19 protein-coding genes are annotated in these 24,073 nt (G+C 53.1%); 9 read left to right on the forward strand and 10 right to left on the reverse strand.

What is annotated here, in order from left to right; translation table 11 throughout:
• Positions 1 to 3 precede the first annotated feature (3 nt).
• Genes GFC06_RS19735 through GFC06_RS19745 form a run of 3 tightly spaced genes read left to right on the forward strand, consistent with a single transcriptional unit; the run spans position 4 to position 2,242 of the window.
• Entirely contained in the window at positions 4 to 801 is a 798-nt protein-coding gene (locus tag GFC06_RS19735) for a transketolase (RefSeq protein ID WP_016156111.1), read from the forward strand.
• Complete coding sequence (locus GFC06_RS19740; RefSeq protein WP_047501183.1) at positions 801 to 1,712, forward strand: transketolase family protein; 912 nt, start codon at positions 801 to 803, stop codon at positions 1,710 to 1,712. The genes GFC06_RS19735 and GFC06_RS19740 overlap by 1 nt, the downstream gene beginning before the upstream one ends.
• Positions 1,713 to 1,765: 53 nt before the next feature.
• Positions 1,766 to 2,242 carry a PTS sugar transporter subunit IIA gene (locus tag GFC06_RS19745; protein ID WP_016152435.1) on the forward strand — a complete coding sequence of 159 codons (477 nt, stop codon included), beginning with the start codon at positions 1,766 to 1,768 and terminating at the stop codon, positions 2,240 to 2,242.
• A 45-nt stretch (positions 2,243 to 2,287) separates the two neighbouring features.
• On the opposite strand, the gene GFC06_RS19750 is transcribed toward GFC06_RS19745, so the two are convergent.
• On the reverse strand, positions 2,288 to 3,436 hold the full coding sequence (locus GFC06_RS19750; protein ID WP_016152434.1) for an MFS transporter: 1,149 nt from the start codon (positions 3,434 to 3,436) through the stop codon (positions 2,288 to 2,290).
• Between the two features lie 385 nt (positions 3,437 to 3,821).
• Between GFC06_RS19750 and ycaC the strand changes: the two genes are divergently transcribed.
• Entirely contained in the window at positions 3,822 to 4,448 is a 627-nt protein-coding gene (gene ycaC, locus GFC06_RS19755; RefSeq protein ID WP_016152433.1) for an isochorismate family cysteine hydrolase YcaC, read from the forward strand.
• Between the two features lie 29 nt (positions 4,449 to 4,477).
• Here the strand turns inward: ycaC and GFC06_RS19760 are convergent, their stop codons facing one another.
• From GFC06_RS19760 to lrp, 8 genes are all read right to left on the reverse strand, one after another.
• The gene (locus tag GFC06_RS19760; RefSeq protein ID WP_153690557.1) at positions 4,478 to 5,341 is read right to left on the reverse strand and encodes a dimethyl sulfoxide reductase anchor subunit family protein; all 864 of its coding nucleotides are present in this window, start codon (positions 5,339 to 5,341) and stop codon (positions 4,478 to 4,480) included.
• A 1-nt stretch (position 5,342) separates the two neighbouring features.
• Positions 5,343 to 5,960 (reverse strand): DMSO/selenate family reductase complex B subunit, encoded by a 618-nt coding sequence (locus GFC06_RS19765; RefSeq protein WP_003035741.1) that lies wholly within the window; start codon positions 5,958 to 5,960, stop codon positions 5,343 to 5,345.
• Positions 5,961 to 5,970: 10 nt separating this feature from the next.
• Complete coding sequence (gene dmsA, locus GFC06_RS19770) at positions 5,971 to 8,415, reverse strand: dimethylsulfoxide reductase subunit A (RefSeq protein WP_019076391.1); 2,445 nt, start codon at positions 8,413 to 8,415, stop codon at positions 5,971 to 5,973.
• Positions 8,416 to 8,651: 236 nt separating this feature from the next.
• Entirely contained in the window at positions 8,652 to 9,944 is a 1,293-nt protein-coding gene (gene serS / locus GFC06_RS19775) for a serine--tRNA ligase (RefSeq protein ID WP_049043013.1), read from the reverse strand.
• 92 nt (positions 9,945 to 10,036) lie between these two features.
• A complete protein-coding gene (gene rarA / locus GFC06_RS19780) occupies positions 10,037 to 11,380 on the reverse strand; it encodes a replication-associated recombination protein RarA (protein WP_016152429.1) in 1,344 nt (447 codons plus the stop codon).
• 10 nt (positions 11,381 to 11,390) lie between these two features.
• Entirely contained in the window at positions 11,391 to 12,002 is a 612-nt protein-coding gene (gene lolA / locus GFC06_RS19785) for an outer membrane lipoprotein chaperone LolA (protein ID WP_003831898.1), read from the reverse strand.
• A 111-nt stretch (positions 12,003 to 12,113) separates the two neighbouring features.
• Positions 12,114 to 16,019 carry a DNA translocase FtsK gene (gene ftsK, locus GFC06_RS19790; protein WP_153690558.1) on the reverse strand — a complete coding sequence of 1,302 codons (3,906 nt, stop codon included), beginning with the start codon at positions 16,017 to 16,019 and terminating at the stop codon, positions 12,114 to 12,116.
• Positions 16,020 to 16,153: 134 nt separating this feature from the next.
• A complete protein-coding gene (gene lrp / locus GFC06_RS19795) occupies positions 16,154 to 16,648 on the reverse strand; it encodes a leucine-responsive transcriptional regulator Lrp (protein ID WP_002439523.1) in 495 nt (164 codons plus the stop codon).
• A 547-nt stretch (positions 16,649 to 17,195) separates the two neighbouring features.
• Between lrp and trxB the strand changes: the two genes are divergently transcribed.
• The 5 genes from trxB (at position 17,196) to infA (ending at position 23,020) form a co-directional block, all read left to right on the forward strand.
• Complete coding sequence (gene trxB / locus GFC06_RS19800) at positions 17,196 to 18,164, forward strand: thioredoxin-disulfide reductase (RefSeq protein ID WP_016152427.1); 969 nt, start codon at positions 17,196 to 17,198, stop codon at positions 18,162 to 18,164.
• A 114-nt stretch (positions 18,165 to 18,278) separates the two neighbouring features.
• Positions 18,279 to 20,045 (forward strand): heme ABC transporter permease/ATP-binding protein CydD, encoded by a 1,767-nt coding sequence (gene cydD / locus GFC06_RS19805; RefSeq protein ID WP_103766088.1) that lies wholly within the window; start codon positions 18,279 to 18,281, stop codon positions 20,043 to 20,045.
• A complete protein-coding gene (cydC, locus tag GFC06_RS19810; RefSeq protein WP_019076386.1) occupies positions 20,046 to 21,767 on the forward strand; it encodes a heme ABC transporter ATP-binding protein/permease CydC in 1,722 nt (573 codons plus the stop codon).
• Between the two features lie 44 nt (positions 21,768 to 21,811).
• Positions 21,812 to 22,516, forward strand: coding sequence for a leucyl/phenylalanyl-tRNA--protein transferase (aat, locus tag GFC06_RS19815; RefSeq protein WP_046274664.1), 705 nt, complete (start codon positions 21,812 to 21,814; stop codon positions 22,514 to 22,516).
• Positions 22,517 to 22,801: 285 nt separating this feature from the next.
• Positions 22,802 to 23,020, forward strand: a complete 219-nt coding sequence (gene infA, locus GFC06_RS19825; RefSeq protein ID WP_002211347.1) for a translation initiation factor IF-1 — start codon at positions 22,802 to 22,804, stop codon at positions 23,018 to 23,020.
• A 79-nt stretch (positions 23,021 to 23,099) separates the two neighbouring features.
• Here infA and GFC06_RS19830 read toward each other — a convergent pair whose 3' ends face one another.
• Complete coding sequence (locus GFC06_RS19830) at positions 23,100 to 24,011, reverse strand: LysR family transcriptional regulator (RefSeq protein ID WP_153690559.1); 912 nt, start codon at positions 24,009 to 24,011, stop codon at positions 23,100 to 23,102.
• Positions 24,012 to 24,073: the final 62 nt, after the last annotated feature.

Genomic DNA, 24,073 nt, shown 5'->3' on the forward strand with positions numbered 1-24,073 from the left:
AACATGAATATTGACGAATTAAAATCCCATGCGCTGGCTGCTCGCCGGGATATTGTCACCATGATTTATGAATCAGGCATTGGCCATCCTGGCGGTGCATTGTCCATCATCGACATTCTGACCTGGATTTACGATCAAGAGGTGGACTTCTCCTGCGCCCCTCGCGCTCGCGTGGTCATGAGCAAAGGTCATGCGGTTGCTGCTCAGTACGCCATGCTGCATCAAAAAGGCAAAATTGAGCGCAGCGAATTTAATACTTTTCGACAAATTAACTCACGTTTACAGGGGCACCCTAGCATCAAATCTCTGCCCGAAGTCGATGCAACAACCGGCCTGCTGGGCCAGGGATTATCCATTGCCTTTGGTATGGCGGCGGCCAAAAAACAGCGGGGGGAATCACAGCGCGTTTTTGCCATCATTGGCGATGGCGAAATGCATGAAGGGCAAATCTGGGAAACGCTACAACAGGCAGGCCATATGAAGATGGATAACCTGGTGGCGATTATCGACTACAACGGTTTTTCCTCCCACGACCCCGTTAATCAGGTGGTGAATCTGGAACCTCTGGCCGACAAAGTGCGTCTTTTCGGCTGGCACGTACTCGAACTCCATAACGGTAACGATATGCATCAGGTTGCCGACACGCTGATGCTTTCACGCCATCTGAAAGGAAAACCTGTCGCCATTATTGCGCATACCACCAAAGGCAGTGGCGTTAGCTATATGGAAAATAACGGTGACTGGCATTCAAAAACCCCAACCACCGAACAATATCAGCAGGCTATGGAGGAGTTGCAGTGATGAAAGCCCCACGTGATGAAATTGGTAACGCACTCATTGCCCTGAAAAAAAAGGGCTATCCCATTGTCGCCATTGATAGTGATTTAGCCAGCTCCACCCGCACTGACCAGTTCCAGGCCGTCTATCCAGACGCTTTCTTTGAAATGGGTATTGCGGAAGGATCGGCAATGAGCTTTGCCACTGGCCAGGCGTTGGAAGGAAATATTCCGTTCTACGTTAACTTTGCGATGTTTGTGACAGGCACCGCCTGGACTCAACTGCGCCAGGCATGCTACGCGAAAGCTAACATTAAATTAGTTGGTAGCCACCCAGGAATGGATGATGGACCTGACGGCGCATCGCATCATGCGCTGGAAGATCTGGCCCTGACGCGCGTACTGCCGGGGCTCACAATTCTAACGCCTGCCGACGCTGAAGAAGTTGAGGCCGCATTTGAACAGGCAGTAAACATTCCCGGTCCGGTCTATATTCGCGTAGCCCGAGAACCGATGCCCGTGCGCGATAAATCTGCCGTTCCGCGAGTGACCGATATCGCCGCCGTGGAGGACTCAGGCAATGACTTCGCCATTCTCTATGAAGGGACCGTTCTGGAGCAAGCAAGCGCAGGTTATGTGCAGCTGTGCGCCCAGGGAAAACGTGGCAAGCTGATTCACGTCGCCATGCTAAAACCGTTTAACCGCCAGCGCTTTCTGCAACTGATTGCCAGTTGCCCGCAGATCGCAACGATTGAAAATCACACGATCACCGGTGGGCTTGGCGGACAGGTTGCTGAAGTATTGGCGGAGGAAGGATTAACCACGAGATTAATCCGACTGGGGACACAAGACACGTTTACGGAATCAGGCAATAGCCGCCAGTTGAAAGAGAAATACGGTATTTCGGCGACCGCACTCTTTGAAGCCCTCAGATAGTTCGGGTTGGCAGACCGCAATGCGGTCTGCTGCTCTGAAATAAGGAGAACACAATGACATCTGCGCTATTTTCTGCCTGTCAGTTTCGTGAACAATGCCACTCCTGGCAGGAGGCCGTGACGCTGGCTTGCCAGCCTCTGGAAGAACTGGGCGCGATTACGTCCGCCTACGCTCAGGCAATCATCCGTGAAACAGAACAACTGGGTCCGTGGTACATCTTAAGCCCTGAGTTTGCCCTACCGCACGCTCGTCCGGAAGAAGGAGTGATAAGCAGTGAGACACATTTGTCGCTCTTGTGTCTGAAAGAGGCGGTGCCTTTTCCAGGGCATCCAGATGTGCGGTTAATTATTGTCCTGGCGGCTGCCAGCAGCACCCGACATATTGAAATGATTCAAAAACTGGTTTGCTGGCTGGATGAAGGGGAGCATTTACAACAGCTGACGAGTATGACCAGTCAGGCGCAACTTCACTGCACGCTGAAAGCATGCGAATACCTCGCAACTTCCGGCATACCCGCAATGGGAAAATGAGTCACGGTATGCAAACATTTTGCCTTGCATACCGTCTGGCGCGCTTTATACGTGAGCCACCGGAGTCGGCGTATGTCTGGCGCTACGCAACAACATCAGCAGATAAATAAACGATACGCTGGCAATCATAATGAATAACAGATTATCGGAATAATTCTGCATCAGCATTGCGGTGAATGATGGACCAAGCAGGCTGCCAACGGTATAGCTTAATAACAATGCCTGATTCATGGCGACCAGCTGATGATGTTCAACCTTTTCACAGGCCCATGCCATCGCCACCGGATAGAGGGTAAAACCTGCCGCACCCAACATAAACAACGCAGGCGCCATCGCCGCCTGATTCAGCATGGCGATACTTCCGACGATAACCACGAAGACCTGGACGCGTAAAACCAGCAGGCGCCCCAGCTTGTCTGCCAGGCGGCCAATCGGCCATTGCCCCAGAATACCGGCGCTAACCAGAACCGCCATCCAGAAACCAATGCTGGCGTTGCTCACCCCTTGATGGTTGAGATACAGCGGCATCAGGCCATACAAAGACCCCAGAACAATCCCGGAAATAATACAGCCGTTAACGCCCAGACGCGCCTGACGCAGCTTCAGCATGGAGGTAATAGGAGTAGACTGCTGTTCATCACCCTGCTGATTGGCAATGCGCGTAAAGAGCAATGGCAAAACACCAGCCAGGATCGTACCCGTCACCCACGGCAGGACGTTCATCAATTCTGTTGATACTTTACTAACCAGTAGCTGGCCTAAAAACGTCCCCACGTAATAGATCATCATATAGGCGGCAAGCAAGCGTCCGCGATTACGCGAAGTCCCGCTGCACATCAGCGCACTTTCCACTACCACCCAAATCATGGCGCAGCCAACACCGGCGATAAAACGCCAGGTCATCCAGCTCCAGAACCCCACCATAACCCCCAGGCCGATACAGCCCGCGGCAAAAATAAGCGAGGCAATGTAATAGCTGCGATTAAAACCAAGGTGTTTTATTAAATACCCGGTCAGCAACGTCCCTACCAGATTGCCGGTAAAGTAGGAAGAACTCACCACACCTACCTGCCAGGTTGGCAGATTTTCATGGGCGAGCCAAAGCGGGACGAGCGTGTTTAACACGGCGATCGCCAGGGTCAGCAGAAGCAGCCCGCACAGCAACAGCATGACGGGACGGGTATAGATGGACATGAATAAAAACCGTGAGGAAGTTCAAATTTCATGCGCATCATGCCACTGCCAAAAACATTGTCAATCGGCGCAATCAAAGGGCTGAGGCGCTTTCCGGACGATCGATTTGCATTACTGATTCTTGATGTGAATAGATAAAAAACACAAAAACACATCTGCTTGTTTTTATTGATCTAAAACAAAAATCTCGCGTTGCGTTCAGTCGAAAAATTTCATGGACTCCCCTTACTTTTATTTCTTACTAAACTCTATGCGGGATGCAGATCTGCATTGTCTTCAAAATAGAACAGTGAGTTCTTATTTAGGTATCTAATCCATATATCGTTCTTTCTGTAGACTTAAACTCATCAAATTTCCCCCACTGATGCTGAACAGGAGAAATATCATGACTAAACCTTACGTAAGACTTGATAAAGATAATGCGGCAGTACTGCTGGTCGACCATCAGGCTGGCCTGCTCTCTCTGGTTCGGGATATCGATCCCGATAAATTTAAAAACAACGTGCTTGCCCTCGGCGACTTAGCAAAATACTTCAAACTCCCAACCATTCTGACAACCAGTTTCGAGACAGGACCAAACGGGCCACTGGTACCGGAACTGAAAGCTCAATTTCCCGATGCGCCTTATATTGCTCGCCCCGGAAACATTAACGCGTGGGATAACGAAGATTTCGTGAAAGCAGTGAAAGCGACCGGTAAAAAACAGCTGATTATTGCCGGTGTCGTGACGGAAGTTTGCGTTGCTTTCCCTGCGCTCTCGGCTATTGAAGAAGGTTTTGATGTCTTTGTCGTAACCGATGCGTCGGGTACGTTTAATGAAATTACTCGCCATTCAGCATGGGATCGGATGTCCCAGGCCGGTGCTCAACTGATGACGTGGTTTGGTGTCGCATGTGAGTTGCATCGCGACTGGCGCAACGATATCGAAGGTCTGGCGACGCTGTTCTCTAATCACATTCCTGATTATCGCAATCTGATGACCAGCTACGACACGTTAACTAAACAGAAGTAAAAAACCGGGGCTATGCCCCGGTTTGTCATTTAGCTGGCAACCGCCATACCGACGGTCATATGCAGCCCGTAGAACACGCCACGACCAATCAACTCGCCGACTAACAGCAGAATAAACGCGACGGAAAGCAGCGGAACTGCAGGCTGGTAGCCTTTCACTTGCGGTACAATCCAACAGCACAGCGCTAATGCCAGAGCGACAATCCGCCACGCCATCAGCGAGCCGTAATCTGGAACCAGCGCAGACGCCTGTTGAATGGAACTGTGGATCGTCGCCAGTTCAGCCCCCTGCATTACAGACATGATGGCGCTCACGACCAGAGCAAGCACTGAAATAGCCGGCAACAGGCGCATCGCCCAACCGTCCACGCCAGCAATTCTCAGCAACAGATATCCCAGCAGCGGACCGCCCATAAACATCGTCAGGAAGAAGCCCAGCGGCGTCCAGATGCTGTACCAGGTCGGCACGGTATCGATGGTGTTATACACGCGCACCATCATCCAGACAAAAATCACGCCCAGTACCATGGTGACAACTAACCACAGATTGCGTAATACGGGCGACATTTTTTTCAGCGTTGCCAGCAGCCAGCCGATGCCGCCAACGGCAAAGAAAATTGAGCCGCTGGCAATTTCATTACTCAACGCAGAAGACCCTATACGATTGAGTGAGTTAAAGGCGCGCATCGGTGAGCCCAGGTGGAGCATGGAAGCAATAAAGCCAATGCCCATTAATACCCACAGCCCGAGCATGCAGGCAATCACGCGCTGCTGCGATTCAGGGCGTAAGTCCCCTTTCATCAATGCCAGCGCCAGAACGATAAAGCCACCAACTACACACTGTCCGAAGACAGTGAAGATCATCAGCGGCCATTCATGCCATCCACTTCCCATCTTACACCTCCTTCGGATTGGCCAGATAACCTGTAGTATCCCCGGTCGGGCGGCTATTGGCGTTAGGTTTGATGACAATACTTGGTTTGGTAAAGTGCGCGCCCGGCAGTGGCGCTACCGCAGCCAAAGTACCATGTTTTTTGCGCAGCTCTTCAATCGGACCAAAATCCAGCGCACGCAGTGGGCAGGACTCCACGCAGATAGGTTTCTTGCCTTCAGCGACGCGCTCATGGCAGCCATCACATTTAGTCATATGACCTTTTTCAGCATTGTACTGTGGCGCGCCGTAAGGACAGGCCATGTGGCAATACCGGCAGCCAATGCAAACATCTTCGTCGACAACGACAAAACCATCTTCACGTTTGTGCATCGCACCACTCGGACAAACCTTGGTACAGGCCGGATCTTCACAGTGGTTACACGCAATGGAGAGGTAATAAGCAAAGACGTTCTGATGCCAGACGCCGTTGTCCTCCTGCCAGTCGCCGCCTGCGTATTCATAAATGCGGCGGAAGCTGACTTCCGGGGTTAAATTTTTGAAATCTTTGCAGGCCAGTTCGCAGGTTTTGCAACCGGTGCAACGGCTGGAATCAATAAAAAATCCATACTGGGTTGTCATCGGTTACTCCTTACGCCTTTTCAACCTGGACAAGGTTCGTGTGTGACGGATTCCCCTTTGCGAGAGGAGACGGACGCTGGGTCGTCAGGACGTTAATACAACCGCCCTGATCCACGCGTTTTGCATCCGGGTCATACCAGGCCCCTTCGCCCAATGCCACCACGCCGGGCATCATACGTGGCGTCACTTTCGCCTCAATATGCACTTCACCACGATCGTTAAAGATACGTACCTTGTCGCCGTTGTTAATACCGCGTCGCTGCGCATCCATCGGGTTGATCCACATTTCCTGGCGGCAGGATGCTTTCAGGACGTCCACGTTGCCATAGGTCGAGTGAACGCGAGACTTATAGTGGAAGCCGGTCAGCTGCAAAGGGAATTTCTCCACCAGCGGATCGTTTAAGCTTTCAAAGCCTGGGGTATAAATCGGTAGCGGATCGATTACATCACCTTCCGGCAGTTCCCAGGTTGCCGCGATCTCGGCAAGCTGCTGCGAATAAATTTCGATCTTACCTGACGGCGTGGTCAGCGGATTGGCTTTAGGATCCTCACGGAATGCCTTGTACGCCACATGATGTCCTTGCGGATCGCGCTGTTTAAAGATCCCTTGCTGACGGAATTCTTCAAACGTAGGCAGTTCAGGAATCGCTTTGCGCGACTGCTCATACAGATGGCGCATCCACTCTTCCTGAGTACGACCTTCTGTAAACTGCTGCTCGACGCCAAGGCGCTTCGCCAGCTCGCTGGTCATCTGGTAGATAGTCTTGCATTCGAAGCGTGGTTTGATCGCCTGATCGGTGAAAATAACATAGGACATGTTCCCGCATGAGGCATCCAACGCGAAATCCATCTGTTCGGAGGCAGTGCAGTCCGGCAGCAAAATGTCTGCGTATTTCGCCGAAGAAGTCATATGACAGTCGATGACGACGATCATCTCGCACTTCTTCTCGTCCTGGAGGATTTCATGCGTGCGATTAATATCAGAGTGTTGGTTAATCAGACAGTTACCGGCATAGTTCCAGATCATCTTAATAGGAACATCGAGCTTGTCTTTGCCGCGTACGCCGTCACGCAGGGCCGTCATCTCCGGGCCTCGCTCAATCGCGTCCGTCCACATGAACATCGAGATGCTGGTTTCAACAGGGTTTTCCAGCGTTGGCATACGCTCGAACGGCAAACTGTATGAGCCCTCACGCGCCCCGCTGTTGCCGCCGTTGATCCCAACGTTACCGGTCAGGATAGCGAGCATAGAAATGGCGCGGGTCGCTATTTCACCGTTAGCATGACGCTGCGGCCCCCACCCCTGGCTGATGTATGCCGGTTTAGCGCTACCTATTTCACGCGCCAGTTTGACGATACGTTCAGCGGGAATACCGGTAATCTGCGCCGCCCACTCCGGGGTCTTGGCAATGCCATCCTTACCCTGCCCAAGAATATACGCCTTATAGTGACCGTTCTTCGGTGCGTCGGCCGGTAAGGTTTTCTCGTCGTAACCCACGCAGTATTTGTCGAGGAACGGTTGGTCAACCATGTTTTCGGTGATCAGGACATACGCCAGACCATTGACCAGCGCCGCATCAGTACCAGGACGGATCGGGATCCATTCATCTTCACGCCCCGCACCGGTATCCGTATAACGGGGATCGATAATGATCATGCGGGCATTGGATTTCTGTCGCGCCTGTTCAAGGTAATAGGTTACCCCACCCCCGCTCATACGGGTTTCACCAGGGTTATTACCGAACAGAACCACCAGCTTGCTGTTTTCAATATCGGACGGGCTGTTACCGTCAGCCCAGCCGCCGTAGGTATAGTTCAACCCGGCAGCGATTTGCGCTGAAGAGTAGTCACCGTAGTGATTAAGATAGCCGCCGCAGCAGTTCATCAACCGTGCCACCAGCGTTTTACCCGGCGGCCACGAGCGCGTCATAGTGCCACCCAGCGTACCGGTACCGTAGTTCAGGTAGATAGACTCATTGCCGTAGTCTTTGATAAGACGCTGCATATTGCTGGCAATGATGTCGTAGGCTTCATCCCAACTGATGCGCTCAAATTTTCCTTCGCCACGCTTACCAACGCGTTTCATCGGGTATTTCAGACGATCGGGATTATAGACTCGGCGACGCATGGAACGACCACGCAGACAGGCGCGTACCTGGTGCAGACCGTCATAGTTGTCATCGCCGGTGTTGTCGGTTTCGACATACTTTATTTCACCGTCGACCACATGCATACGCAGCGGGCAGCGGCTGCCGCAGTTCACCGTACACGCGCTCCAGATCACTTTCTCATTAATCGGTGTCGGATTAAGGGCTTCTGCAGCATTTGCAATACGGGTAAATGGCAGGGTAAACGCGCTACTGGCCACCGCCAGTCCGCCTATCGCCGTCGTTTTCACCAAACCGCGGCGAGTAACCTCAGCTGCCAGCACGGCATCGGGGATCTTAGTTTTCATAGTGGCTCACTCTGCTGCTCACAATAAACAAAATACAAATATTCGATGTGTAGTTTTTTATATAACGTTAATATCGATATACGGGCTGGTAGAAACTGAATTTGCTAAAAGACAGAGAAAAATACTGACTTTCATTCGAAGTCAGTATTACCCCTATGGGAGTAGTCGTTATTGTCCGACGTCAAACGGGCATAAAAAAAGCGCCCTGAGGCGCTTTTTTAGCAGAGAAAGGTAGCTTAGCCGATGAATTCGAGGCCATTCATGTACGGACGTAATACTTCCGGAACCTGAATGCGGCCATCAGCCTGCTGATAGTTTTCCATTACCGCAACCAGCGTACGCCCAACCGCCAGACCGGAACCGTTCAGAGTATGCACTAAACGGGTCTTTTTGTCGGATTTGCTGCGGCAACGCGCCTGCATACGACGAGCCTGGAAATCCCACACGTTGGAGCAAGAGGAGATTTCGCGATAGGTGTTCTGCGCCGGGATCCACACTTCAAGATCATAAGTTTTGCATGCGCCGAAGCCCATGTCGCCAGTGCACAGGATGATTTTGCGATACGGCAGACCCAGCAGTTGCAGGACCTTCTCGGCATGGCCGGTCATCTCTTCCAGCGCGTCCATCGACTCTTCCGGGCGAACAATCTGCACCATCTCAACTTTATCGAACTGGTGCATACGGATCAGACCACGCGTGTCACGACCGTAAGAACCTGCTTCAGAACGGAAGCACGGCGTATGCGCAGTCATTTTGATCGGCAGCGCATCTTCATCGATGATTTCGTCGCGCACCAGGTTGGTCAGCGGAACTTCTGCTGTTGGGATCAGCGCATAGTTGCTGCTATCAGCTTCTTCATCCAGCGGACGGGTATGGAATAGATCGCCAGCGAATTTCGGCAGTTGGCCTGTACCGTACAGCGTGTCGTGGTTAACCAGATACGGGACGTAGTTTTCGCTATAGCCATGCTGTTCGGTATGCAGATCCAGCATGAACTGAGACAGCGCACGGTGCATACGCGCAATCTGCCCTTTCATAACAACAAAACGAGAGCCGGTCAGCTTAACCGCCGCGGCGAAATCTAAACCCGTGTGCATTTCACCCAGGGTAACGTGATCGCGCACTTCGAAATCAAACTCACGCGGAGTACCCCAGCGGCTGACTTCGACGTTGTCATTTTCATCTTTACCCACCGGAACGTCGTCCGCTGGCAGGTTAGGAATGGTCAGCGCAATGTCGCGGATCTCGGCCTGTAAGGTATCAAGTTCAGCTTTCGCGGCATCCAGCTCTTCGCCCAGTTTGTTCACTTCCAGACGTAAAGACTCGATATCTTCCCCGCGCGCTTTTGCCTGGCCGATGGATTTCGATCGCGAGTTACGCTCTGCCTGCAGGTTTTCAGTTTGTACCTGCAGAACTTTACGACGCTCTTCAAGAGCGCGCAGCTTATCTACATCCAGCTTAAAGCCCCGGCTTGCCAGTTTTTCTGCGACTGCGTCTGGCTCATTACGCAGCAGATTGGGATCGAGCATGCTTATCCTGTGCTTATCGAATTAAAATAGGAGAAAGTGACCACAGCCTGCGGTCACAGGGATACAGAGACAACATTACCGCAACGATAACACTAACGGTAGCGTTTTATAGGGCTATTTTGATCCTGTCCGGCGAGCCAGGCGAGCTTTTCGCCAATCTTGCCTTCAAGACCTCTGTTTGTGGGCCGATAATAGCGCGTTTGTGCCATTTCCTGCGGGAAGTACTCTTCTCCGGCGGCATAGGCATTAGGCTCATCATGGGCATAACGATACTCCTGACCGTAGCCCATCTCTTTCATCAGCTTAGTCGGCGCATTGCGCAGGTGAACCGGCACGTCGTAATCCGGACGTTCGCGGGCATCAGACAGCGCGGCTTTGAAGGCGGTGTAAACCGCATTACTCTTCGGCGCACAGGCCAGATAAACAATCGCCTGAGCAATCGCGCGTTCGCCTTCCGCGGGTCCCACGCGGGTAAAACAGTCCCATGCGGAAATCGCCACCTGCATGGCGCGGGGATCGGCATTGCCGACATCTTCTGAGGCAATCGCCAGACAGCGACGGGCAACATACAGCGGATCGCCACCAGCGGTAATAATTCGCGCATACCAATAAAGCGCCGCATCTGGGGCGCTTCCACGTACCGACTTGTGTAATGCGGAGATGAGATCGTAAAAACGATCGCCTTTATTATCGAAACGCGCACTACGTTCACCGGCAATTTCGGTGAGCAATTCTGGTTTCAATACGCGCTTGCCGGAATCATCAACTTCGGCCATATCGGCCATCATTTCCAGCGTATTCAGCGCCCGCCGCGCGTCACCATTAACCAGTTCGGCAATAGCCCGACGCGTTTCTGGCGGCAGAACAATATCCTGGCCGCCATAACCACGCGCTTTGTCTGACATCGCCTGGTCCAGCACCTGTTCAATGTCGTCGGAAGTTAACGATTTCAGTAGATAAACGCGTGCACGCGACAACAGCGCCGAATTGAGCTCAAACGAGGGGTTTTCAGTGGTGGCGCCAATAAACGTAATGGTACCGTCTTCAATATGCGGTAAAAACGCATCCTGTTGGCTTTTATTAAAACGGTGAACTTCGTCCACGAACAGGATCGTGCGTCGACCCGCGTTACGGTTCTGACGCGCACGCTCAATCGCTTCACGAATTTCTTTAACGCCAGACGTAACTGCCGAAATTCGTTCGACATCGGCGTTGGCGTAACGGGCAATAACTTCGGCAAGCGTCGTTTTCCCGGTCCCCGGCGGTCCCCATAAAATCATGGAGTGCAGATGCCCGGCCTCGATAGCGCGCGGCAAGGGTTTGCCCGCAGCCAGCAGATGCTGCTGGCCGATATACTGCGCTAAATTTTCTGGCCGCATACGCGCGGCCAGCGGCTGAAAAGTATTATCAGAAAAGTCGAGCGACAGATTGCTCACTCACACGCCTCTACTTACGTTGATCGTCAACCGTTACACCTTGCGGCGGGGTAAAGGTGAATTTAGAGGGTTCAATCGCACCATTCTGCTGAGATTTCAGCTGATAGCTGCTGCGCTGATCGTCTTGTTCAACGGCGCTGAACTGGTGGATCGTCCCGTCACGCCCAACATTGATAGTAAACTGTTTAAGGTTACCGCTGCTGGTTTTTGGCGTCAGCACGAAATCATCGCCATTTTGCTTAATATTGTACTGCTGCCAGTCGCTGGCCTGGTTACGTGCAATCAGCATGAACGGCGTGTTGCCCGTGGCGTCTTTCAGCCATGTCGCCGTCGCCTGCTCAACAAACGGGTTAAAGAACCACAGCGTTTTACCATCGGAAACCAGGATGCTCTCGTCAGGCTGCGTCATATGCCAGTTAAACAGATTAGGACGTTTAACCCATAAGTCACCCTGACCTTCCTGCACCGCCGCACCGCTACCGTCCGTGACCTTCTGAGTAAAGCTGGCATGGAAGCTACTGACTTTATCCAGGCGGCTTTTCAGGTCGCTGGCAGCATCTGCCCAGACGCTGCTCACCACAAAGCTCGACAATAATGCACAGGTGATTGCGATTCTTTTCATTGTTATTCCTCAAAATACGTCACTCCCAACGGGGAGATCCCTCTGCTATCCATTTCAGGCCAAAAATCAGCATGAGGAAAGTAGAAAATACTGAATTACTTAACTTTGCAATCATTCGAAGGGCGGTGGAGCCAGCACTTCACGATTACCATTATGCCCTTGCTCGCTGACAATTCCCTGCGCTTCCATCTGTTCGATGATGCGCGCCGCTCGGTTGTAACCGATACGGAACTGACGCTGGACGCCGGAGATTGAGGCTTTGCGTTTCTGGGTAACAAAGTTTACCGCCTGATCGAACAGCGGATCCAACTCTTCGCCACCATCAAAGCCGCCACCGCCGCCTTCGCTTTCGCTGTCAGACGTTATGCCGTCAACGTATTGTGGACGACCGCGCGCTTTCCAGTCCTGAACCACAGCGTGAACTTCTTCATCACGTACAAAGGCGCCGTGTACACGCACAGGGATCGTTGAGTTTGGTGCGGAATACAGCATGTCACCCATACCCAACAGCGATTCCGCGCCGCCCTGGTCAAGGATGGTACGCGAGTCAATTTTACTGGACACAGTAAAGGCGATACGCGTTGGGATGTTCGCTTTAATCAGACCAGTGATAACGTCAACCGACGGTCGCTGGGTCGCCAGCACCAGGTGGATCCCCGCCGCACGCGCTTTTTGCGCCAGACGAGCAATCAGTTCTTCCACCTTTTTACCCACGGTCATCATCAGGTCGGCGAATTCATCCACCAGTACAACGATATACGGCAGTTTTTCCAGCACCGGATGCTGAACATCCATACTGTCGCCCGGCTTCCAGTACGGGTCCGGAATCGGACGCCCCATACGGGCGGCTTCAGCAATTTTTTCGTTATAACCGGCAAGGTTACGCACGCCAAGCGCCGACATCAGCTTGTAGCGACGTTCCATTTCATTGACGCTCCAGCGCAGGGCATTGGCAGCATCTTTCATGTCGGTCACAACTTCAGTCAGCAAATGCGGAATGCCTTCATAAACCGACAGTTCCAGCATTTTCGGGTCAATCATGATAAAGCGAACGTCTTCCGGCTGCGCCTTGTATAACATGCTGAGGATCATGGCGTTCACCCCAACCGACTTACCGGAACCGGTTGTCCCTGCCACCAGCAGGTGCGGCATTTTCGCCAGATCGGCAACCACGGGTTCGCCCGCAATATCTTTACCCAGTACCACGGTCAGCGGAGATGAGTTATCACGGAATTTGGCGTTATCCAACACTTCGCGCAGATAAACGGTTTGACGTTTTTTGTTGGGTAACTCCAGCCCGACATACGGTTTGCCCGGAATTACCTCGACCACGCGTACCGCTGCGGTCGATAATGAACGCGCCAGATCTCGCGACAGGTTGGAAATACGCGCCGCTTTAACTCCAGGAGCAAGATTAAGCTCAAAGCGAGTAATAACCGGACCAGGAGAGTAGTTCACCACATCGGCTTTAATGCGGAAGTCCGCCAGACGAGCCTCCACCAGACGAGCCATTTGCTCCAGAGCAAAAGTATCTATCGGCTCAACCTCACTCGGCGGCGGCGTGAGCAGATCCAACGATGGCAGCGGCGTACTTGGACGGTGCGCCGGACGACTGTCGCCATTACGCATCAGGAGCGGATGGATCAGACTATCCTGCGGCGATGGTGTAACAGGCTGCGCCGGCTGCTGATAATGCTGCTGCGGTGCGACTGGCTGCGCTGGCTGCTGATAATGCTGCTGTGGTGCGACTGGCTGCGCTGGCTGCTGGTAATGCTGCTGCGCTGCGACAGGCTGCGCTGGTTGCTGATAATGCTGCTGTGGTGCGACAGGCTGCGCTGGCTGCTGGTAATGCTGCTGCGGTGTGACAGGCTGCTGGTACTGCGGCGCAGGCTCCGGCATTACGCCTGGAGTAAATAGCGGCTCATGCGGACCATCATCCACCAGCGTTTTCATTGGCGAAAATTCAAAGTCATCAAGCGAGAACGGATTCGCTCCGGCAGGCTGTTCACCGGAATAGCGCTGCTGCTGGGAAGAGGCAAACTGGCGTGCCAGTTCTGCTTCTGCGGCTGAATCATCATCAGTCTGACTGGCATCATCCTGATACTCGTCGCCGTAGCGGTGCTGCTGCGACTGGGCGAACTGACGCGCCAGCTCATCTTGCTGCATTGCGTCAATTTCTTCGTCACTGTACGCATCTGTATCAAGATGCTCTTCGCGCGCTTTCTCTTCAGCCATACGTTGTGACGGCAGTTTTATGCCATACGACGCCAGCTCCCGACGAGTAGGTACGCGCACACGATTCGGACGCGGTAACTGCGGACCAATCCCCTCTTTCACCTGTGGACGCGGTGCACCGCTACCCGCAAGACTAAAGACAGGTGTTGCGGCAGCCGCACCCGCCCCTAAAGCGGCGTTTTTCACCCCGGCGGCCAGCGGCGCAACGGCAGCCACTGACTCAACGGGCGGTATGGATGCTGCCGTCGGCATAGACGGCTTAACACGTTCAGGCTCCTGAGCAGGCTCTGGAATCGGCTGATACCAGGCGGCCAGTTGCTCGCGCTCACGTGCACGTTTCTCTTCAACTTCTTCAAAATAGTAGAGTGGCGGACGAGTCGGTTTAACCTCTTCAACTACCGGCTCAGGTTCCACTACAGGCGGTTGTTCAACCGCAGGCTGCTGGAACGCGGCGTTTTGTTGAAAGGTTGATTCCGGCTGATAAACAGGCTGCTGCACGGGCTCCGGCTGATATGCAGGTTCCGGCTGCCAGTTGTGCTCCGCGGTAAATCCCTGCGGCTGCGGACTTTCTTCCACAACCGGCTGCTGCCATGGTTCATACTGCTGCTGCACCGGTGGCTGAGCGTAGTGGGCTGGCTGAGGGTAACCCTCAGGCGCTGGCGCAATCACCGCATCACCGGTTTGCAAACCAGGCACGGCTTGCCAGGCTACGGCTGGGGCCGGTTGTTCCATAACGGTATTGGTCACTGGCGATGTTTGCAGCAGCGGATCAACCGGTGCGCTCCAGGCCTGAGCTGCCGTTGTCGCTGCCGCTGCGGCGGCAACTGGCTCTGTCACCGAATGACCATTCAGCAGCGGATCAAGTTCGTCATATTCAGGCAGCGTCGCACGATTACCGGAGAACAGCACATCGTTAGGATCGGCAACAACGCCACGAGCGCTGTATTCAATTTCGTCTTCATCATCCATGCGTTTGCCGGAAAATAGCGCGGCATCAGTATGACGGCCAAGCGGGTTGGTAAATTTCTCCGCCAGACGCTTACGGCGCGCTAACGCACCGCGCAGAATACGCGCCCGACGCGATTCATGAGGTTTGCCATCAGCGGTGTCGAAAGACTCATCTTCATCTTCATATTCTTCGTCATCGACCCAGGTATCGTCGCGACGGGTACGGTTGCTGGCAAACGTCAGGATATTGAGTAACCAGCCGCCCAGTTTTTCCGCAATGCTCACCCATGACCAGCCGGTAAACAGCGTTAATCCCGCAGCCCAAATGCACAATAGCGTCAGCGTACCGCCGCTACTGTGCAGTAATGGTTGCAACGTGGTGCTGAGCAGGCTGCCGATCACGCCGCCAGAGGCGAAATACCAGATGTCATCGGCATTGATTGCGGCAAGCCCGCAGGAGGTAAGGATCAGCGCCAGAACGCCAATAATACGCAGCGAAACGGCAAAATAATCGACGTATTCGTCGCTGGCCTGGTGTCGCCATGCAAACCAGCAGCCGCCGACAATGATGACGGGAATGGTGTAGGCCATGACGCCAAAAATAAAAAACAGTGTGTCTGCCAGCCATGCTCCGGGTATTCCCCCCAGATTATGGATAGGTTCGTGCCACGCGGTTTGCGACCAACTGGGATCCGAAGGGTTAAAGCTGAGTAAGGCAGCCATCAACCAGACGGCAAAAAGGGCAATAAGGATCAGTAGCGCTTCCAGGAGTCGGCGCCCGCTGCTTAACTTCGTCAATGTGACGTCTTTGTCTTCAGTGTATTCCTGGCTCAAAAACGGCTCTCCAGGTTTCAGGCTTTTCCTGCCCGATGCTAAAACGGACAACAGCACCGGGTTGCCCCGGCACTGTTGCTGTATGGATTAACAGGAGTGTAATCAAACTGCGTCGATTTTGCACCTGTTCCGTGTTAGCGCGTCTTAATTACCAGACGATTGCTCTGTTTGACTTCTTCCATTACGACATAAGTACGTGTGTCATTCACGCCAGGCAGACGCAGCAGGGTTTCCCCCAACAGCTTACGGTACGCCGACATATCCGGTACGCGTGTTTTCAACAAATAGTCGAAATCACCGGAAACCAAATGACACTCTTGAATTTCTTCAAGTTTTTGTACTGCAGAGTTAAATTGCTCAAACACATCCGGGGCGCCACGATTCAGAGTAATCTCAACAAAAACCAGAAGTGATGCATCCAGATAATGCGGGTTTAACAGCGCTGTATAGCCCTGAATAAAACCCTGTCTTTCCAACCGACGCACACGCTCAAGGCAGGGCGTTGGTGAAAGTCCCACACGTTTAGAAAGCTCGACGTTAGAAATACGCCCATCCTTTTGCAGCTCATTAAGAATGTTACGATCGATACGGTCGAGATCTTTGCCAGGGCGCTTCTTACTATCTACCATTATTATTGTCTCTCTGTATTCCTTCCCTACTCCTGCCTGACTCTACCAACATCACTGTTCAGAGTCGCTACCCATCAAAATAAACCGCAACCCAGAGGGATTTTCGGTTTGTAATGCCTGGGCTTATGGTGAGAAGACCGTTGCCTGTCGGCGGCTATCGACATCACGAATGGCATCTGTCCACACCATGCGTAGATTTCGCTAACACGGTAAACATGGTATCTACATGCATGATTATGCAGCACATACATGACACATTTTTTTTCTTCCTTGACTGTTTTCGCAAAACAGCAGGTGATTGTCAAAGCAAAACATCGATTTTTAGTACAACATGCCAGTTATTCATTCGCAGTGATGGAAAATCGTCATTTTATCACCTTATAACTGACCGATTTTTAGTAGAAATCGTTATAGTATTACGACTTATTCCCCCGCTCATCGGTTTCTGCTATTACACAAATTGTTAACAAAATCGCCATACTCTTTTTTTACGCCTGTAAATTCCCTACAATCCTGCTCATTGCCTGCCAACAACTATGGGGATCTCATGGGCGCAACCAAACACAGTAAACTTCTTATTCTGGGCTCAGGCCCTGCGGGATATACCGCTGCGGTCTACGCTGCACGCGCTAACCTGCAACCGGTACTGATTACCGGTATGGAAAAAGGTGGTCAACTGACCACAACAACAGAAGTGGAAAACTGGCCTGGCGATCCGCACGATCTCACTGGCCCGCTGCTGATGGAGCGTATGCACGAACATGCGACCAAATTTGATACAGAAATCATTTTTGATCACATCAGCAAAGTTGATCTGCAAAACCGCCCTTTCCGTCTGACCGGCGATAGCGGAGAGTACACCTGTGACGCACTGATCATCGCTACCGGCGCTTCAGCACGTTACCTGGGCCTGCCTTCAGAAGAAGCGTTCAAAGGCCGCGGCGTTTCCGCCTGCGCGACCTGCGACGGTTTCTTCTACCGTAATCAAAAAGTTGCGGTGATTGGCGGTGGCAACACTGCGGTTGAAGAAGCACTGTATCTGGCGAATATCGCATCTGAAGTGCATTTGATTCACCGTCGCGACAGTTTCCGCGCTGAGAAAATTCTCATCAAGCGTTTGATGGATAAAGTTGAAAACGGCAACATCGTGCTGCACACCCACCGCACGCTGGAAGAAGTAACCGGTGATCAAATGGGCGTAACCGGGCTGCGCCTGCGCGATACGCAAAACACTGACAATGTGGAGTCACTTGACGTTGCCGGATTGTTTGTCGCTATCGGTCACAGCCCGAATACGGCCATTTTCGACGGTCAGCTTGAACTGGAAAACGGCTACATCAAAGTTCAGTCCGGTATTCACGGTAATGCCACACAAACCAGCATTCCGGGGGTCTTCGCAGCCGGTGACGTAATGGATCATATTTATCGCCAGGCGATCACCTCTGCGGGCACAGGCTGTATGGCCGCGCTCGATGCAGAACGTTATCTCGACGGTCTGGCGGACGCTTGCAAATAAGTTTTACAAATCAGTAACAAAAGTAAAAAAGGCGACTATAAGTCGCCTTTATTTTTGCCTCGTTGTAACATTGCCCTGCCCAAAAATTCCAATAACTCACCTGCTAAGCGTGCAATGAATAAAACCCGTCAAAAAGAGCTGACCCGCTGGTTAAAACAGCAAAGTGTAATTTCCCAACGATGGCTGAACATTTCACGCCTGTTGGGGTTCGTGAGTGGTCTGTTAATCGTCGCTCAGGCCTGGCTCATGGCCCGCATTCTGGACCATATGATCATGGCCAACATTCCCCGAGAGGCGCTACTGCTTCCGTTCATCGTGCTGGTATTGATTTTCATCCTGCGGGCATGGGTCGTCTGGTTACGCGAACGGGTCGGGTTTCACGCAGGGCAACATATTCGCTTTGAAATTCGCCGCCAGGTGCTTGACCGTCTGCAACAGGCAGGTCCGGCCTGGATACAGGGCAAACCGGCCGGGAGCTGGGCCACGCTGATCCTGGAGCAGATTGACGATATGCATGATTACTATGCACGTTATCTGCCGCAAATGGCGCTGGCCGTATGCGTCCCATTATTGATTGTGGCGGCGGTATTCCCGTCAAACTGGGTAGCCGCCCTTATTCTGCTCGGAACAGCCCCGCTGATCCCGTTATTTATGGCAATGGTCGGAATGGGCGCTGCCGATGCTAACCGCCGCAATTTTCAGGCTCTTGCCCGCCTCAGCGGTCATTTCCTCGATCGTCTACGGGGCATGGAAACGCTAAGAATATTTGGTCGCGGTGAAGCCGAAACGGAAAGCATCCGCGCTGCGTCGCAAGATTTCCGCCAGCGCACCATGGAAGTCCTGCGCCTGGCCTTCCTGTCATCTGGTGTCCTTGAGTTCTTTACCTCTCTGTCTATTGCGCTGGTGGCGGTTTACTTCGGTTTTTCCTACCTCGGAGAGCTCGATTTCGGCCACTACGGGACAGGCGTCACGCTGGCAGCAGGCTTCCTCGCGCTCATTCTGGCGCCGGAGTTTTTCCAGCCCCTGCGCGATCTGGGCACGTTTTATCACGCCAAAGCGCAAGCCGTTGGTGCAGCTGATAGTCTGAAAACTTTCATGGAAACCCCGCTGGCTCATCCAGAGCGTGGCGACATTGAGCTGGCGACGAAAGACGCCGTTTCAATTGAGGCACACGAACTGATTATCACTTCGCCGGAAGGTAAAGTGCTGGCCGGCCCGCTCAACTTTACCCTGGCAGCCGGTCAACGCGCAGTGCTGGTTGGACGCAGCGGTTCCGGTAAAAGTTCGCTGCTTAATGTCCTGTCCGGTTTCCTCTCTTATCGGGGATCGCTGCGAATTAACGGCTTTGAACTTCGCGACCTGTCACCTGATTCCTGGCGTAAACAACTGTCATGGGTCGGGCAAAATCCGCAGCTTCCTGCCGCCACGTTACGCGAAAACGTTCTGCTGGCTCGCCCCGATGCCAGCGAAGAACAGCTACAAGCCGCACTCGACAGCGCCTGGGTCAGCGAGTTTTTACCGCTGCTGCCGCAGGGCGTGGATACGCCAGTCGGCGATCAGGCGGCCCGACTTTCCGTCGGGCAAGCGCAGCGCGTTGCCGTTGCTCGCGCCTTACTCAATCCCTGTCAGTTACTGCTGCTGGACGAACCCGCCGCCAGCCTTGATGCGCACAGCGAACAACGCGTGATGCAGGCGTTGAACGCGGCATCTCGCCGCCAGACCACGCTGATGGTAACGCACCAGTTGGAAGATCTTGCCGACTGGGACGCTATCTGGGTGATGCAGGACGGACAGATCGTTGAACAAGGTACCTGGACCGAACTTAGCTCAGCCAACGGGGCTTTTGCGACATTACTGGCTCATCGTCAGGAGGACATCTAAATGCGCGCTTTGCTACCTTATCTGACGCTGTATAAACGTCACAAATGGATGTTAACGCTGGGGATCGTTCTGGCGATCGTCACGCTGCTGGCAAGTATTGGTTTGCTGACGCTTTCAGGGTGGTTCCTGTCGGCTTCTGCGGTGGTTGGCGTCACCGGAATTTACAGCTTTAACTATATGCTCCCTGCCGCAGGCGTACGCGGCGCAGCGATCACCCGCACCGCGGGGCGTTATTTCGAACGACTGGTCAGCCATGACGCAACATTCCGTGTGCTGCAGCATTTGCGTATTTATACCTTCAGCAAACTGCTGCCGCTCTCCCCTGCGGGCCTGTCCCGTTATGGACAGGGTGAATTACTTAACCGCGTGGTGGCTGATGTCGACACGCTCGATCATCTGTACTTGCGCGTGATCTCCCCGCTGGTGGGGGCTTTTGTCGTCATCATGGTGGTCACGCTGGGTCTAAGCGTTCTCGATTTCACGCTGGCTATCACCCTCGGCGGTATTATGCTGCTGACCTTATTTATTCTGCCCCCACTCTTTTATCAGGCAGGCAAAAGCACCGGACAAAGTCTGACGCATCTGCGTGGGCAATATCGTCAGCAGTTAACCTCCTGGCTACAGGGCCAGGCTGAATTGACCATTTTTGGCGCCAGTGAACGCTACCGCGCTCAAATGGAAGCCACCGAGCTGCAGTGGCACGAAGCCCAGAGACGCCAGTCTGAATTAACGGCGTTGTCGCAGGCAGTCATGCTGTTAGTCGGCGCGCTGGCAGTGATTATGATGCTATGGATGGCCTCAGGCGGCGTGGGCGGTAACACCCAGCCAGGCGCACTGATCGCGCTGTTTGTCTTCTGTGCACTAGCCGCGTTCGAAGCGTTAGCGCCTGTCACCGGCGCGTTTCAGCATCTCGGCCAGGTTATTGCCTCTGCGCTGCGCATCACCGAACTGACCGAACAGCAGCCAGAAGTGACCTTCCCGGATGCGGGTTCCTCGGTTTCAGAGCAGGTAACCCTTACGCTACGCGATGTGTCATTCAGCTATCCAGGACAGGCGCAAAAGGCGCTCGATACACTTTCCCTGCAGGCCAACCCCGGTGAACACATTGCGATTCTCGGTCGCACCGGCTGTGGTAAGTCAACGTTATTGCAATTGCTAACCCGCGCATGGGATCCGCAGAGTGGCGAGATCCTGATTAACGAACAGCCGATTGCGACCCTTAGTGAAGCCACGCTGCGCCAGAGTATCAGCGTCGTGCCACAGCGCGTGCATCTGTTCAGCGCTACGCTTCGCGATAACCTGTTGCTGGCGGCACCGCACGCCGGCGATGACGCATTAGCCGCGATGTTGTGCCGCGTCGGTCTGGACAAACTGCTTGAGGATGATGGACTCAACGCATGGCTGGGCGAAGGCGGTCGTCAGCTTTCTGGCGGCGAGCTCCGTCGTCTGGCTATCGCCCGCGCCTTATTGCACGATGCTCCGCTGATGCTACTGGATGAACCTACCGAAGGGTTGGATGCCACAACGGAAAGTCAAATGCTTGAATTAATTAGCGATGTCATGCGCAACAAAACCGTATTAATGGTTACACATCGTCTGCGTGGGCTGTCACGTTTTGATCAAATAATAGTAATGGACAACGGACAAATTATTGAGCAAGGTAATCACGCAGATCTGTTAGCCAGGCAGGGGCGTTATTACCAGTTTAAGCAACGTCTGTAAGCTATTATTGAACGATCAAACTCGCGTAGTGGAGTTTCGCTGTCATGCGCCTGGTGCAACTGTCCCGCCATTCCATAGCCTTCCCGTCACCGGAAGGCGCTTTACGCGAGCCTAACGGTTTGTTGGCGCTTGGCGGCGATCTCAGCCCTGCCCGCCTGCTGATGGCTTATCAGCGCGGTATTTTCCCATGGTTTTCACCTGGCGACCCCATCCTTTGGTGGTCGCCCGATCCGCGCGCCATTCTTTGGCCCGAGAAATTTCACCTCAGCCGTAGCATGAAACGCTTTCATAAAAATTCGCCTTATCGCGTGACGCTCAATTACGCGTTTGGTCAGGTGATTGAAGGCTGCGCGAATGACCGGGAAGAGGGCACCTGGATAACGCATGATGTGGTGGATGCTTACCATCGGCTGCACGAACTGGGGCATGCCCACTCAATTGAGGTGTGGCGACAAAATGAATTAGTGGGCGGTATGTATGGCGTGGCGCAAGGTACGCTGTTTTGTGGCGAATCGATGTTCAGCCGTCAGGAAAATGCGTCGAAAACCGCACTGCTTGTTTTTTGCGCTGAATTTATCCGTCAGGGCGGAAAATTAATCGACTGCCAGGTATTAAATAGCCACACAGCCTCGCTGGGCGCCGTCGAAACACCGCGTCGGGAGTACCTTGAGCACCTGAGCAGACTGCGCCAGCAGCGGCTACCGAGCCATTTCTGGATTCCCAGGATGTTATTTTCACCTCAGGAGTGAATGTTTTCGGCACATTTTTTGTCGGGGTGTTATAATTGTCGCGCAGAGTTGGTTTAGCCCATTACCCCGCCGCCGTTAAGGAACAGTTCGCGTCAGGCAACGCCTATCGTTTATCTCTTCGTTCCCTTACACGTTGCGCTTTAAGTGCGGCTTTGCCGTGTGTGGATAGAGTAATGCGCCAAACCCGATTTGCTGTGTTTTAAACGCACAAATCTTTACTTATTAAAAGAACTTCGGCATTATCTTGCCGGTTCAAATTACGGTAGTGATACCCCAGAGGATTAGATGGCCAAAGAAGACAATATTGAAATGCAGGGTACCGTTCTCGATACGTTACCTAATACCATGTTCCGCGTAGAGTTAGAAAACGGTCACGTGGTTACTGCACACATCTCCGGTAAAATGCGTAAAAACTATATCCGCATCCTGACGGGCGACAAAGTGACTGTTGAGCTGACCCCGTACGACCTGAGCAAAGGCCGCATTGTCTTCCGTAGTCGCTGATTGTTTTTAACGCCCGAATGGCGTCCAGATAATAAAAGGTCGGTTTAACCGGCCTTTTTTGTGGGCTGAAGCCTGGTATTTAATCCTCAATCATCCGCGCATATTCTTCCGTTAAGAAATCCACTAATGCGCGCACTGACGGTAATAATCCCCTGCGTGATGGAAAGACTGCGTGAATAATTTCTCGCTTAGGTTCCCAACCGTCGAGCAACGCCACCAACTCACCCGCAGCTAATTGATCTTTTACCATCAACTGTGGAAGTTGAACAACACCTACGCCGGCGACTGCGGCTTCGCGTAACGCCAGCATATCGGTGGTGATCATACGCGGCGTGAAATGCACCTCCGCCCGCGCGCCCTGCGGGCCGAATAACTCCCAACGATGCACATGTTTACCAGAGGCCAGACTCAAACCTGGCCAACGGGTCAGCTCTGCCGGAGAGTGTAGCGCCCCCATCTGCTCAATTAACTGCGGGCTGGCATACAAGCGATGTCCTCTGTCCGCCAGGACGCGCATCACCAGGTCGCTATCCTCAAATGGCCGAGGTCTGACGCGAATCGCCACATCCAGACCTTCTCCAACGACGTCAACACGACGGTTAGTGGCCTCCAGTTGTACTGATACGTCAGGATAACGTGCCATAAAATGGGCAAGCATTGGCCCGATATGCACATGCAGCAATGTGACAGGACAAGTCAGCTTCACAACGCCGCGCGGTTCAACCTGTAACGCGGCAATGGCATCCTGTGCCGCCTGCGCCTCCACCAGCATCGCCTTACAGTGTTCGTAAAAGGTTTGCCCGACTTCAGTCACGTTAAATTGCCGGGTGGTTCGCTGAATCAGCCGTACCCCCAGCCTCTCTTCGAGTTGCGCTATCCGTCGGCTCAGTTTTGATTTTGGTTCATCAAGCGCCCGACCCGCCGCCGCGAATCCCCCTTCCTCTACAACATGCACAAACCATGCAAAATCATTGAGATCCGGCCTTGTCATTTCATTGTCCTATTTTTGAGACAGTGAGAGCTATTTTAGCGACTACTCAGCTCGCTGTCATG

The sequence above is a fragment of the Citrobacter braakii genome, assembly GCF_009648935.1.
Lineage (GTDB): Bacteria > Pseudomonadota > Gammaproteobacteria > Enterobacterales > Enterobacteriaceae > Citrobacter > Citrobacter braakii.

Bases quoted from the DNA above. Each gene is read 5' to 3' on its own strand.
- GFC06_RS19735 (WP_016156111.1), top strand. From the start codon at position 4: ATGAATATTGACGAATTAAAATCCCATGCGCTGGCTGCTCGCCGGGAT.
- GFC06_RS19740 (WP_047501183.1), top strand. From the start codon at position 801: ATGAAAGCCCCACGTGATGAAATTGGTAACGCACTCATTGCCCTGAAA.
- GFC06_RS19745 (WP_016152435.1), top strand. From the start codon at position 1,766: ATGACATCTGCGCTATTTTCTGCCTGTCAGTTTCGTGAACAATGCCAC.
- GFC06_RS19750 (WP_016152434.1), bottom strand. From the start codon at position 3,436: ATGTCCATCTATACCCGTCCCGTCATGCTGTTGCTGTGCGGGCTGCTT.
- ycaC (WP_016152433.1), top strand. From the start codon at position 3,822: ATGACTAAACCTTACGTAAGACTTGATAAAGATAATGCGGCAGTACTG.
- GFC06_RS19760 (WP_153690557.1), bottom strand. From the start codon at position 5,341: ATGGGAAGTGGATGGCATGAATGGCCGCTGATGATCTTCACTGTCTTC.
- GFC06_RS19765 (WP_003035741.1), bottom strand. From the start codon at position 5,960: ATGACAACCCAGTATGGATTTTTTATTGATTCCAGCCGTTGCACCGGT.
- dmsA (WP_019076391.1), bottom strand. From the start codon at position 8,415: ATGAAAACTAAGATCCCCGATGCCGTGCTGGCAGCTGAGGTTACTCGC.
- serS (WP_049043013.1), bottom strand. From the start codon at position 9,944: ATGCTCGATCCCAATCTGCTGCGTAATGAGCCAGACGCAGTCGCAGAA.
- lolA (WP_003831898.1), bottom strand. From the start codon at position 12,002: ATGAAAAGAATCGCAATCACCTGTGCATTATTGTCGAGCTTTGTGGTG.
- lrp (WP_002439523.1), bottom strand. From the start codon at position 16,648: ATGGTAGATAGTAAGAAGCGCCCTGGCAAAGATCTCGACCGTATCGAT.
- trxB (WP_016152427.1), top strand. From the start codon at position 17,196: ATGGGCGCAACCAAACACAGTAAACTTCTTATTCTGGGCTCAGGCCCT.
- cydD (WP_103766088.1), top strand. From the start codon at position 18,279: ATGAATAAAACCCGTCAAAAAGAGCTGACCCGCTGGTTAAAACAGCAA.
- cydC (WP_019076386.1), top strand. From the start codon at position 20,046: ATGCGCGCTTTGCTACCTTATCTGACGCTGTATAAACGTCACAAATGG.
- aat (WP_046274664.1), top strand. From the start codon at position 21,812: ATGCGCCTGGTGCAACTGTCCCGCCATTCCATAGCCTTCCCGTCACCG.
- infA (WP_002211347.1), top strand. From the start codon at position 22,802: ATGGCCAAAGAAGACAATATTGAAATGCAGGGTACCGTTCTCGATACG.
- GFC06_RS19830 (WP_153690559.1), bottom strand. From the start codon at position 24,011: ATGACAAGGCCGGATCTCAATGATTTTGCATGGTTTGTGCATGTTGTA.